A 12,851-nucleotide genomic window follows, 5' to 3' on the forward strand; every position below is an offset into this window, starting at 1 on the left:
TCCCGCCCACCCCCGGATCTCCCGAAGCCCCGGCCACTGTCCGACCCCACCGATACGCTCCTCGATCATGAGATTCCTGCATACGTCGGACTGGCACCTGGGACGGTCGTTCCACCGGGTGAGCCTGCTCGACGCCCAGTCCGCGTTCCTGGACCACCTGGTGGCCACGGTGCGCACGCGTGACGTGGACGCGGTCCTGGTCGCCGGGGATGTCTACGACCGGGCCGTGCCGCCGCTCGCCGCCGTCGAGCTGTTCGACACCGCCCTGCACCGGCTGGCCGAGGCCGGAGTGCCGACCGTCATGATCTCCGGCAACCACGACTCGGCCCGCCGCCTGGGCGTCGGCGCCGGGCTCATCGAGCGGGCCGGCATCCATCTCCGTACGGACCCGGCCGGCGTCGGGACACCCGTCGTGCTCGACGACGCCCATGGATCCGTCGCGCTCTACGGCCTGCCGTATCTCGAACCGGCCCTCGTACGCGAGCGGTTCGGCGCCGCCAAGGCCGGGCACGAGTCGGTGCTCTGCGCCGCCATGGACCGCGTCCGCGCCGACCTCGCCACGCGCCCCGCCGGCACCCGGTCCGTCGTCCTCGCGCACGCCTTCGTCGCGGGCGGCGAACCGAGCGACAGCGAACGGGACATCACGGTCGGCGGAGTCGCCGCCGTCCCCGCCGGAGTCTTCGACGGCGTCGACTACGTCGCCCTGGGGCATCTGCACGGCAGCCAGACCGTCACCCCGCGCGTCCGCTACTCCGGCTCACCCCTCGCGTACTCCTTCTCCGAGGCCGACCACCGCAAGAGCATGTGGCTGGTCGATCTCGGCGCCGACGGGACCGTCGAGGCGGCCGAGCGCGTCGACTGTCCCGTGCCCCGGCCGTTGGCCCGGATCCGCGGCCGACTCGACGACCTGCTCGCCGACCCGGGACTCGTACGGCACGAGGAGTCCTGGGTCGAGGCGACCCTCACCGACCCCGTGCGGCCGGCCGAGCCCATGGCCCGGCTCGCCGAGCGCTTCCCGCACACCCTCAACCTGGTCTTCGATCCCGAGCGCACGGAGAGCGATCCGCTCGCCTCGTACGCCCAGCGGCTGCGCGACCGCAGCGACCAGCAGATCGCGGAGGACTTCGTGGCCCATGTACGGGGCGGCGCCGGTCCGGACGACACCGAGCGGACCGTGCTGTACGGCGCTTTCGACGACGTACGGGTGGACGGTGCGGTGCGGGAGCGCGAGGTGGGCGCCCGGTGAGACTCCACCGCCTCTCCGTGACCGCCTTCGGACCGTTCGGAGCCCCGCAGGAGATCGACTTCGACGCACTGTCCAGCGCGGGTCTCTTCCTGCTCCACGGCCCCACCGGCGCGGGCAAGACCTCCGTCCTCGACGCCGTCTGCTACGCCCTGTACGGAGCCGTGCCCGGCGCCCGGCAGTCACCCGGCACCTCGCTGCGGAGCGACCACGCCCCCGCCGGCACGCACACCGAGGTCACCCTCGAACTGACCGTGGGCGAGCGGCGGTTGGAGATCACCCGACGACCGGCCCAGCCGCGCCCGAAGAAGCGCGGCGGCGGCTTCACCACCGAGAAGGCCCAGAGCCGGCTGCGCGAGTACGACTCCGGCACCGGCGAGTGGGCCGCGCTCAGCCGCTCCCACCAGGAGATCGGCGAGGAGATCACCCAGCTCGTCGGCATGAGCAGGGAGCAGTTCTGCCAGGTCGTGCTCCTGCCGCAGGGCGACTTCGCACGCTTCCTGCGGGCGGACGCCGAGGCGCGGGGCAAACTGCTCGGGCGGCTCTTCGACACCCGCCGGTTCGCGGCCGTGGAGGAGCGGCTCGCCGACCTGCGGCGCGCGGCCGAGCAGCAGGTACGGGACGGGGACGAGCGGCTGCTCGCGCTCGCCCACCGAATGGCGCAGGTCACCGGCGGATCCGTCGTCGACGAGCGGCCCGGAGAGCCGGGACTCGCCCAGGCCGTCCTGAGCCGGGCGGCCGTGGCGCGCTCGGAGGCGCGCGAGGCCCGCGACATCGCCGAGTCGGCCGTTCTGGCCGCCGAGTCGCGGCAGGCCGCCGCCCGCCGGGCGCTCGACGAGGAACGGGAGCTCGCGGACCGTCAGGCACGGCACGCGGAATCGCGGCGGCGACAGGACGCGCTGGAGGCCGGCAGGCCCGAGCGGGACCGCGCGCAGGCGGTGCTCGACCGGTCCCGAAAGGCCGACCTCGTCGCTCCCGCCCTCGGCCTGCGCGCCGACGCGGAGCGCGAGCACGCTGCCGCGCACACGGCCCGGGAGAACAGCCGGAACCGGCTTCCCGCCGACCTCGCCGACGCCGGCGCGGAGCAGCTGTCCGCACTGGAACGGCGGCTGCGCCAAGAGCTGGGCGGCCTCGATTCCGCACGGCGGGCGGAGCGGCGCAGCGCCGAGATCGCCGGGGAGCGTACGGATCTGGAGCGGCAGGCCCGTGCCGACGAGGAGATCCTCCAGGACGCGGGCGGCTGGCTCAGCGGCTGGGAATCCCGCAGAGCGGAGCTGGCGGCCCGGATCGAGGCCTCGCAGGAGGCCGCCGCGCGCGCCGAGCAGCTCGCCGGCCGCCTCGAACCGGCCCGCCGTCGGCTGTCCGCCGCCCGCCGCCGGGACACGCTCGCCGAGCAGACCGCCACCGCCGACTCCCGGCTCACGGCGGCCCGCGAGCGCCGCAACGAAGCGCACGAGGCATGGCTCGACATCAAGGCGCGCCGCCTCGAGGGCATCGCCGCCGAGCTGGCCGCGGCGCTCACTCCCGGAGCGCCCTGCCAGGTCTGCGGCTCAGCCGAGCATCCGGCCCCCGCCCGCACGGGCGCCGACCACGTCGACCGCGCCACCGAGGACGCGGCCTACGAAGAGTTCACCCGCGCGGAGGAGGCCCGCACGGCCGCCGAGCGGGACACGGCGGCCACCGCGGAGGCATGGGCGGCGGCCCGCGCGGAGGTGTCGGCGGCGGACGCACCCGAGCCGACGGTCGACGAACTGCTCGGCGAGGTAGACGAGTTGACCCGGCTGCACGCCGAGGCGCACGCCCTCGCCGCGCAGACGCACGGCCTTCGGGAGGCGTTCGCACGGGCGGAGCGGGAGTACGAAAGCCGGGTCCGGGCGCAGCGGGAGGCCGAGCGGCGCGTCGCCGCGCGGACCTCGCAGCGGGAGGCCCTCGACCGGGAGCAGACGGCCCTCGACGCCGAAGTGGCCCGAGGGCGCGGCGAGTCCGGGAGCGTCGCCGAACACGCCTCTCGGCTCGAACGGAAGATCGCCATCCTGACCGAGGCCGCCGAGACTGTACGTTCCGTGGAACTCGGCGCCCAGCGCCTGAAGGAGGCCGACGACCGGCTCGCGAACGCCGCCTTCCGTGCCGGGTTCGACACCCCTGCCGAGGCCGCCGCCGCACTCCTGGACGACGGAGAGCACCGCGCCCTCCAGCACCGCCTGGACGCCTGGCAGGCCGAGGCGGCCGCCGTCGCCGACCGGCTCGCCGAACCGGAGACGCGGGCCGCCGCCGAACGCCGGGCCGCCGACCCGGCGGCCGCCGAGGCCGCGTACACCGCCGCCGAACGCACCCTGCGGAACGCCACCTCGGCCCTCGCCGCCGTCCGGGACCGCGAGGCCGAACTCGCCCGGCTCTCCCGGCAGGCCGACGCCGAGGTCCGCGGCCTGGGACCGCTGCGCGAGGAGTACGACCGGGTCGCCCGGCTCGCCGGCCTCACCGCGGGCACCTCCGCCGAGAACGAACGCAAGATGCGCCTGGAGTCGTACGTCCTGGCCGCCCGGCTGGAACAGGTCGCGGCCGCCGCCACCGCCCGGCTCCAGCGCATGTCCTCCGGCCGCTACACCCTCGTGCACTCCGACGCCCGCTCCGGCGGCAAGCGCGCCGGCCTCGGCCTCCATGTCGTCGACGCCTGGACGGGCAACGAGCGGGACACGGCCACGCTCTCCGGCGGCGAGACCTTCTTCGCCTCCCTCGCCCTCGCCCTCGGCCTCGCCGACGTCGTCACCGACGAGGCGGGCGGCGTCCGGCTCGACACCCTCTTCATCGACGAGGGCTTCGGCAGCCTGGACGACCAGACCCTCGACGAGGTGCTCGACGTCCTCGACTCCCTGCGCGAGCGCGACCGCAGCGTCGGCATCGTCAGCCACGTCGGCGACCTCCGCCGCCGCATCCCGGCCCAACTGGAGGTCGTCAAGGAACGGTGGGGGTCGGCGGTGCGGCTGCGCACCGGAGGGGGAGCCGCCGGGTGAGCGTGGTCAGCGGCTGACCGCGCGACGGGGGAGGGGGGAGGAGTAGACGACGCTCGTCGTCACCGAGCCCAGCGTGCCGAGCTTCCCGGAGACCTCCTCCAGGTGCTTCATGGACCGCGTGGCGACCTTCATGACGAAGCAGTCGTCGCCGGTCACATGGTGTGCCTCCAGGACCTCGGGCGTGGCCGCGAGGAGGTCGTGGAAGGGCTTGTAGTTGCCGTTCGGGTAGCGCAGACGGACGAAGGCGAGGATCGGGAGCCCCAGGCGTTCCTGGTCGATCACGGCCGTATAGCCGGTGATCACCCCGGCCTCCTCCAGCCTGCGCACACGCTCGGTCACCGCGGAGGCCGACATGGAGACGGCACGGGCCAGCTCGGTGAAGCTCGCGCGGCCCTGGGCCTGCAGGGCGTCGAGGATGCGCCAGTCGGTGGCGTCCGGGGTGTACTCGGTCATCGCGGTCATGACCGCGATGGTGCAGGGGAATCCTCGGCCGATCAACCGGACCCCGGGGAGTTCTCACGGCTCGGGACGCGGACCAGGCGGGATTCCCCGCCTGGTCCGCTCCTGTACAGGGACCCCTGGCCGCCATGTGCGCAAGGGTGCCCCGGCGCGCATTCCGTCAGAGGCGCGAGATCTCCTCCACCAGGTCGTCCAGGCCCAGCGGGCCCTGGGACAGCGCCGCCATGTGCCACGCCTTCGCGTCGAACGCGTCGCCGTGCGCCGCCTGGGCGTTGGCGCGCCCCAGCAGCCAGGCGCGCTCGCCCAGCTTGTAGCCGATCGCCTGCCCCGGCATCGAGAGGTAGCGGGTCATCTCGCTCTCGACGAAGGCCGGCGGACGGCTGCTGTGCCGCTGGAAGAACTCCTGCGCCAGCTCCGGCGTCCACTCCTCGCCCGGGTGGAACGGCGAGTCCGCCGGGATCCGGAGCCGCAGGTGCATGCCGATGTCCACGATCACCCGGCAGGCGCGCATCATCTGCGCGTCCAGGTAGCCGAGGCGCCGCTCGGCGTCGGGGAGGAAGCCGAGCTCGTCCATCAGGCGCTCCGCGTAGAGCGCCCAGCCCTCCGCGTTGGCGCTGACGCCGCCGATCGTCGCCTGGTAGCGCGAGAGCTGGTCGGCGACGTGCACCCACTGGGCGATCTGCAGGTGGTGGCCCGGCACACCCTCGTGGTACCAGGTCGACACCAGGTCGTACACCGGGAAGCGGTTCTGGCCGTCGACCGGCAGCCAGGTGCGGCCGGGCCGGGAGAAGTCCTCCGATGGGCCGGTGTAGTACGGGGCGGCGGCGCCGCCGGGCGGGGCGATGCGCGACTCCACCTTCCGTACCCGCTCGGCGAGTTCGAAGTGGGTGCCGTCCAGCGCCTCGATCGCCTCGTCCATCAGGTTCTGCAGCCAGACCCGGACCTCTTCGACGCCCTCGATGTGGGTGCCGTGGACGTCGAGGTGCGCGAGCGCCTCCCACGGACCGGATCCGGGCAGGATGCGCTCGGCCTCGGTGCGCATCTCGGCGTGGAGCCGGTGGTACTCGGACCAGCCGTACGCGTAGGCCTGGTCGAGGTCCAGGTCGGTGCCGTTGAAGTAGCGCGACCACCGCTGGTACCGCTCGCGGCCCACCGTGTCCGGCGCGCCGGCGACGGCCGGCGCGTACACGTCGCGCATCCAGTCCCGCAGCGCGACGACCGCCTCGGTGGCGCCACGGGACGCCGAAGCCAGTTCCGTACGCAGCTCGGAGGGAAGGGAGTCCGGAGCCGCGGCGGCGAACTCCTCGAACCAGCCCCGGCCGTCGCCGTCCCCGCCCGCCCACTCCGTCAGCTGGCCGACGAACGTGGCGGTCGGCCGCGGTCCGCCCAGGAGCTTGCGCTCCAGGCCGAGCTCCAGCGAGGCGCGGTACCCCTCCAGCGCCGTGGGCACCGCGCGCAGCCGCCGCGCCACGGCCTCCCAGTCCTCCTCGGTCACGGTCGCCATCACGGTGAACACCATGCGCACGCTGTGCGCGGGGGACCGCATGTTGCTGACCGCGCAGAGGCCCTCGTCGGCTTCGTGCACGGCGAGTTCGGCCGTCAGACGCTCCCGCAGAAGCCGGGCGCAGCGCCGTTCGGCGTCGCTGTCCGCGCCCGGCAGCCGCTCGGCCTCGTCGAGCCGGGCGAGGGTGCCGCGGGCGAGCTCGGCCACGGCTTCCTGGCCGGCAGGCGAGAAGTCGGGAAGGAGGCCGGCGCTCTCTTTGACTCCCAGGTATGTACCGGTGATCGGGTCGAGTTCGATGAGAGCGTCGACGTAGCTGTCGGCGACCTGGCGGGGGAGAGCGCTGCTGGAAGTCTCTGGCATGAGGTTCATCCTGGGGCCTCCACGGTCCTCGCGTCACCCTCAATCGATCTCACTAGGCTGACAAATGAGCGCTCGGAAGGGGTGGTCCGTACCGGTTCCGACTGGGCGCCCGGCGGAGGGTCGACGCGCGTCACCCGAGCTTGCGCTCGACGGACGAGCCGATCAGTTCGCGCCGGGACGGACACGCTCGGCCGGGAGGGCGGCTTCACGCCCGCGAGCGAGTTTGGCCGGATCCCGTCGGCGGAAGTCCCCGACGGAGCGGCGGTGGGTGCCTCGCCCACCTCGGCGGCGAGCTCAGGGCGGGCGGTCCGGGCGTCGGCCGGCGGAGGCGCAGAACGTACGACTCGGGCCGGGAGCGGTGGAAGGGATCCGGCCACGGGCCGTGGGGCGCTTTTCCGACACCCGGATGTGTCCCGGGCGTGACGGGTGCGGGCCCCCGGGCCCTGTGGCCGTCACCGGACCGTCAGCGCTCGCCGAGCGGGAGACGGCTCCGGGCAGAGGCCGAGGAGAGGCGGGCGGTGATGACCAGCGTTCTCTCCTCGATCTGGTAGTCGAGGGGGAGGTTCAGGGCCCGCATGGCGGCCACCATGCCGGTGTTGGAGGACTGCGTCACGGCGTAGACGCTCTCGCAGCCGGCCTCGACAGCCATCGCGACCAGCCGGCCGAGGAGTTCGGAGCCGATGCCCCGGCGCTGCCAGTCGTCCTCGACCATCAGGGCCACCTCCGTCTCGTCGCCGTCCCAGAGCAGATGCCCGAGGGCGACCAGCCGGCCGGAGGCCGTCTGCACGGCGAGGGTCCGGCCGTAGCGGGGGCTGAGCAGGTGGTCGAGGTAGCGGTCGGCGTCGCCGACGGGGCCGTGGTACCGCAGGTCGAGGGTCCGTGCGGAGCAGCGGTCGTGCATGGCACGTGCCGCGACCAGGTCCCGCTGGTCCGCGCGGCGGACGGTGATCTCGTTGCCCTCGGGAAGGGTGAGGACGTCCTGGCTGCGCGGGATGCGCGGACCGAGCCGGGCGTCCAGTTCGACGAGGGCCCGGGCGCGGGCGAACTCGGTCGGGGTGAACGGCAGATAGGGCCGCTCGATCGTGATCACGCCGCCGTTCGGGTCGCGCAGGCGCATCACCGTGTCCTCCAGGTGTCCCTCGACGGGCGCGGTCTCGCCCGTGGGCCGGCCGGTGAGGGAGACGGCGGGAAGCGAGTGGATGGAGCACCGGCCGAGGAGCTGGCGCAGGGCGAGCGGGAGTTCGGCCGCGTCGAGCGCGGTCCGGGTGGCGAGTCCCAGCAGTCGGGTCGGGGTGTCCACGAGGTCGTGGGCGTCGGCGCGTTCGATCCAGGTGTGGGTGCCGCCGGCCGCGGCGATCTCCCGGGTCAGTTCGCTCGCCTGGAGGCGCGCGGGGGCGCGCAGCAGGAACTCGTCGACGGTGCCCTCGGCGAGCGGGTGGGTCTGGAGAGTCAGGATGTCCACGCTCTGGTGGGCCAGCGCCGTGCAGAGCGCGGCCAGGCTGCCCGGGGTGTCGCGGACGGTGCTGCGCACGCGCCAGAGCGTCGTCTCGACGGGCCCGGTCTCGTGAGACGCGGTCTCGCGCGACGGGGCATCGACCGCCGCGGCCTTGCCCGTGGCGGCGTCGGTCGCCGCCGGCAGCGGGGTGGGCCCACTGCCGCCGGGATGGCCGTGGGGCGGCGCATGGCTGTGGCGCCGTGCCCACCAGGTGTGGAAGGCGGCCGTGGCGATCAGCGCGATCGCCGAGAACACGAGCATGTACGGACCGTCGGCGCCGCGGACGACGGTCTTGGCGATGGTGTCGGCCACCACCACGGCGGTGAAGAGGGCGGCGAGTTCGATGAGGTCCCGCCGCCAGTGGTGGGGACGGCGGGAGCTCTTCGCGGAAGTCACATCGGTCATGACCTCACTGTGACCCAACGGTGTTGCGTGATCACGAACGCTTTGTGACTGACGGGTTAAGCGCCGATCTGGGGGCTTACTGGTCGTTTTCGGCCACTTGTGTCGTCTCCTGATCGGCGCGCTGGGAGGATGCCGACGCACCCGGGTGGAGCGCCTTCCGGAGCCGCCGGGCCTGGACGACGAGCTGCGACGAAGCGCGCCGGTCCGCCGTCGCGTCCAGCCCCGCCACCTGTCCGGCCGCGCCGCACCGCTCCACGCAGTCCGCCGCCACGGCCAGCAGCTCGCCGAGCCCGCGCGCCGGCTTCTCGGCCGTCAGCAGAGCGGGCAGCAGAGGTGCCAGTACGGACCATGTCGTGCCGTACGCGCCCGTCGCCGCGGCCGTACGGGCCGCGTCCGCCAAGCGGTTGGGCTTGACGGTGCCGTCGGCGACCAGACCGGCCAGCGTCCCGCCCAGTCGGCCGGCGTCCAGATCACCGCGCGCGGCGAGCACGAGCAGCGTGTCCACCGTGTTCAGCCGGTCCTCCGGGTGCCGGCAGCCGAGCGCGAACGCCAGGGCGAGATGCGTCGCCTCCCCGACAGGCCCCTCGGCCTCGGCCAGGGCGGTCATGCCCCAGGAGGCACCGCGCTCGTCCCACTCGACCCCGCCCGCGAGCACGGGCAGCAGCCAGGACGCCAGGGTCTCCCGGTCGTCGGGCACCACGGCCGGCCAGTTCCGGCGCTCCCCGCTCCAGTGGTAGCAGCGCTTCGGGGCCGTGCTGTCGGGGCCGCCCAGCCACCGGAACACGGGCGGGAACTCCTCCCGTACCGACCGCCGCGCGCGGATCTTCAGGACGATCCGGTCGGCCAGCCGCGCGCTGCCTTCCTTCGGGCCCCGTTCCCGGGCGAGGAACCGCAGGCCGGGTGCGAGGGAGGCGTCCGCGCGGAGCCAGTCCGCGAGCCGCTCCCCGGACCGGGTGCCCAACGCCGAGGCGTCGACGGCCGCGGCCGCGGCCGAAGGGTCGGCCTTACGGACGCGCAGCAGGGCCTGCGCGAGGTCGACGGGTGCCGGATCCACGCCCGCGTCCCGGTAGGCGCGCAACCGCTCCACCAGCACGGACGGCTCGATCGCCCCCGTGTGCCAGGTCGGCGCGGCCAGCAGGAACGGCAGCCGGTCCGTGCCGACGAGGGCGGCCGCCTCCCACAGACGGGCGTCGACCACCGCGTCCAGGGCCCCGTGCACACAGGAGGAGGCCGGCTGGCCGGCCCGTGCGTCATGGATCCGGGACGGGCGGACCCGGCCCATCAGCGAGGCCATCACCACGGCCACGCCGTACGTCCCGTGGACGAAGTGGTCCGGGGCCTGACCCTCCTCACCCGCCCACCAGGCGTCCGCGAAGGCCACGGCCAGGGCCGCCTTCAGCTCCTCGCCATGCCGGTACGCATGGTGGACGAGTCCGGCGAGGGCGCGCTCCCACTCCTCGGGCGGAGCCTCGCCACGCCCCTTGGACACCGTCACGAGATCCTCGACGAGCTCGGCGACGGTGGCCGGCGGGGCGGCCACCCGCCGCAGCCCCGGCAAGGGCGGCAGGGTCTCCTCGTACGGATGGTCGTCGGCGAGACCCGTGGAGCCGAACAGCTCCTCGGCCGCCTCGCGGTTCGCAGGGCTCAACACCGCTGCGGCGCCCGCGAGTTCCTCCCGCACCCGGCCGTCCACGCGGGTGAGGTACCGTCCCACGAGCTTCAGCGCCCGCTCCTGGATCCCCGTGTCCTCGTGCCCGAACGCCTCCGCGATCACGGGCAGCAGCGCGGTCGCCGCGCCCGGGTCCCTCCGCAGTTCCTTCGTGAGCAGCGTCAGTTGTGTCCGTACGAGCTTCTTCTCCGTGCGGAACAGCACCTGACCGGACATCTCCGCCAGCTCCGCCGTCGACAGTCCGCCCCCGGCCGCGAGCCCCGCCAGGACCTCCTGCGCGAACGCGGCGACCGGTGACGGCGCGTCCGCGGCCATCCCCGCCCAGTCCGCCGTCCGGTCCAGCCGCTCCTCGGGCGTCGGGTCCAGGAGCTGGAGCAGGGCGAGCGGGAAGCGCAGGTCCCGCGGCCGGCCGCCCCGCAGCAGCCGCGCCACGCAGCCGTCCACCAGGGACGCACGGTCCAGCACACCCTCCCCGGCGAGCTGCGCGAGCGCCGTCGGCCAGTGCGTGGGGGCGTCGGGAGCCACGGACCAGGTCAGCCGGTCCGGGGTCTCGGTCAGATCGAGGACGCGGGGGACCAGCACCGGTGTGTGCGCGTCGGCGCGGAGCTCCTCCAGGAGCCCTGGCCCGTTCATCCAGCCCGTCCAGCCGAGGACGTAGCCGTCCGTCGTCGGCACGGCGCAGCCCGAGCGCGCCACCAGCTCGCGCACGAGCGGGAAGTCTCTCTCCGTCACGGCCGGCCGCTCGGCGAGCCGCTGCGCGAGATCGCCCAGCCAGGCCGGATCACGGTCGGCGAGCACGTCCAGGACGAGGTGGCTCGTGCCCCGGGCCCAGTCGTTGAGGTCCCGGCCCCCGATCCAGGCGGCGGCCGCGGCCGCGCCCGTGTGGCACCCCGCCCCGGCGACCCGCAGCGCCTTCTGGACCGGCGCCTGCTCGCTCCACCGCCTCCAGCCCCAGCCGCGGACCTCGGTCCGCAGCGCCTTGAGCTCCACGAGGGCCTTCTTCCGGTCTCCCGGGTCCAGCTCCTTCAGCAGTCCGGGGACGGCCTCGACCCGCCCCGCCCGTACCGCGGTCAGCAGCTTGTTCACCGCACGTCCCTCCCGTGCCGCGGTCAGCCGCGCCTTCAGCGCGGTCTGGTCGAACGCCTCGCTCATCGCGCACCGCCGAAGGACTCGACCCCGGCCGCCGCGCCGGCGGTCGTCCCGGACACGGCACCGGCCGTCCCGGCCACGGCGCTCCGCCGGGCCATCCGCACCGCGAGCGCGTGCTTGCACGGCCCCCGGCGGCCCCGGTAGTCCGCCCACCACTGGCAGGTGCAGGTCAGCGCCCCGCCCGACTCCCTCACCTGGTAGCGCCGTTCCCCCGAGGCGACCGTCGCGAGAGCTCCGTCGAGGGCGACCGCACCCTCCGTCACCAGTCCGCGGGCCGCCACCAGCCGGGGATTGTGCCGCTCGGCGCGGTCCGCGTCGTACGGCAGCTCCCGGTGGAAGTAGGCCGCGTCGGCCACGTCGTACCCCACCCGCCCGGCGGTCCCCAGCCGGGTCAGCGCGGCCCGCACCCGGTCCACGGGAAGGCCCGACCGGTCGCCCAGCTCGGCCAGGTCGATCTTCGGCTCCCAGGAGAGCAGGACCGAGATCAGCTCGGCGTCCTGAGCGGCCTCCTCCGTCGCCAGGGCCTCCAGGACCCCGCCCTCTCCGGAGAAGCCCCGCGAGGCGTCCGGCGAGAGGGTCAGCGTCAGGCGCATCCCGGGCAGCGTCACCTCCCAGGCGCTCGCCGTCGCGGCACCGTCCGGCACCGGCCCGTACACCCGCAGCGCCGTCGCGTGGCGCAGTACCCGCTCCAGTGCCACCAGCCGGTCGGGCCCCGGCAGACAGACGGCTCCCGCGACCGGCCGGGTCGTGGGCCGCAGGGTCCGGCCGGCCTGGACGACCCAGAGCGGCCCCCGCCGCCCGGCGCCCTGCGAACGCGGCAGCGAACGCAGGAACCGCACCGCCTCCGCGCCCGTCAGCTCGGCCCGCAGGTCGAAGCCCGCCGAGGCCACCTGCGCCTCCGCGAAACCACGCAGCCAGCGGTCCGGCAGCGGAACCTTCTTCTCCACGACCGCCCCCCGCAGTGTCGTCACCGCCAACTCCTCCGGGCCGACGCGCAGATGCAGCGGATCGCTTCCCGTCATCCGCGACAGCGCCTCGCGCAGTGGGTTGTTGACGTCCACATTGGTGGTGCCGTGCCCCGTCGTGGCGCCGTCGAGCCCTTCGCTCAGCACGTCGAGCCGGGCGTACACCCCGCCGCAGCCGGAGAAGGACTCGAACCGCAGCCGGTCGCCGTTCCCCGTCACGACCGGGTCGAGCGACCCCGGACGTATCCGCTGGTAGTAGCGGGCGGCCGCCACGTCCGCCACCGCCAGCAGACCCCGCGCGGCGATCTGCGGGGACGTCAGGAACCCGGTGAAGAAACGAGGATGCGCCTCGGCGCCGGTGGGCGTGAGGCCCCCGGAGGTCTCCAGGCCGAGGAGCCGGCCGTCCCCGGAGGAGCGCAGGGCGGACGGGCATGAGTAGGCGAGCGCCTGTACGGATCGCGTCATGACGAAAACGCTAGGACCCACCACTGACAATCAGCCCCGCTGCCCACCTCTGGGAGCCGTACCGCGGCGGCCCGCCGGAGCCGCCCCCGGCCCGGCCTCCCTGCTCCGGCTCGCGCGCCCCCGGGC

The 12,851-nt window shown here is 74.5% G+C and carries 7 protein-coding genes; 2 read left to right on the forward strand and 5 right to left on the reverse strand.

Annotated features, from left to right (window positions below; all coding sequences use genetic code 11):
• Positions 1 to 67: 67 nt before the first annotated feature.
• Together ACF1G2_RS26110 and ACF1G2_RS26115 are read left to right on the forward strand one after the other, a co-directional pair.
• Entirely contained in the window at positions 68 to 1,246 is a 1,179-nt protein-coding gene (locus tag ACF1G2_RS26110; RefSeq protein ID WP_391800596.1) for an exonuclease SbcCD subunit D, read from the forward strand.
• Positions 1,243 to 4,254: an AAA family ATPase gene (locus ACF1G2_RS26115; protein ID WP_391800597.1), complete on the forward strand. Its 3,012-nt coding sequence runs from the start codon at positions 1,243 to 1,245 to the stop codon at positions 4,252 to 4,254. The genes ACF1G2_RS26110 and ACF1G2_RS26115 overlap by 4 nt, the downstream gene beginning before the upstream one ends.
• A 6-nt stretch (positions 4,255 to 4,260) precedes the next feature.
• Here the strand turns inward: ACF1G2_RS26115 and ACF1G2_RS26120 are convergent, their stop codons facing one another.
• The 5 genes from ACF1G2_RS26120 to ACF1G2_RS26140 all read right to left on the reverse strand — a co-directional run bounded on the left by ACF1G2_RS26120 (position 4,261) and on the right by ACF1G2_RS26140 (position 12,725).
• Entirely contained in the window at positions 4,261 to 4,707 is a 447-nt protein-coding gene (locus ACF1G2_RS26120; protein WP_391800820.1) for an Lrp/AsnC family transcriptional regulator, read from the reverse strand.
• Positions 4,708 to 4,873: 166 nt separating this feature from the next.
• Entirely contained in the window at positions 4,874 to 6,577 is a 1,704-nt protein-coding gene (locus tag ACF1G2_RS26125; RefSeq protein ID WP_391800598.1) for a DUF885 domain-containing protein, read from the reverse strand.
• Between the two features lie 463 nt (positions 6,578 to 7,040).
• Positions 7,041 to 8,477, reverse strand: a complete 1,437-nt coding sequence (locus tag ACF1G2_RS26130) for a GNAT family N-acetyltransferase (protein ID WP_391800599.1) — start codon at positions 8,475 to 8,477, stop codon at positions 7,041 to 7,043.
• A 76-nt stretch (positions 8,478 to 8,553) separates the two neighbouring features.
• Positions 8,554 to 11,298, reverse strand: coding sequence for a DUF6493 family protein (locus tag ACF1G2_RS26135; protein ID WP_391800600.1), 2,745 nt, complete (start codon positions 11,296 to 11,298; stop codon positions 8,554 to 8,556).
• The gene (locus ACF1G2_RS26140; protein ID WP_391800601.1) at positions 11,295 to 12,725 is read right to left on the reverse strand and encodes an SWIM zinc finger family protein; all 1,431 of its coding nucleotides are present in this window, start codon (positions 12,723 to 12,725) and stop codon (positions 11,295 to 11,297) included. The genes ACF1G2_RS26135 and ACF1G2_RS26140 overlap by 4 nt, the downstream gene beginning before the upstream one ends.
• Between the last annotated feature and the right edge of the window lie 126 nt (positions 12,726 to 12,851).

Source organism: Streptomyces sp. NPDC013457 (assembly GCF_043089925.1).
Taxonomy (GTDB): domain Bacteria; phylum Actinomycetota; class Actinomycetes; order Streptomycetales; family Streptomycetaceae; genus Streptomyces.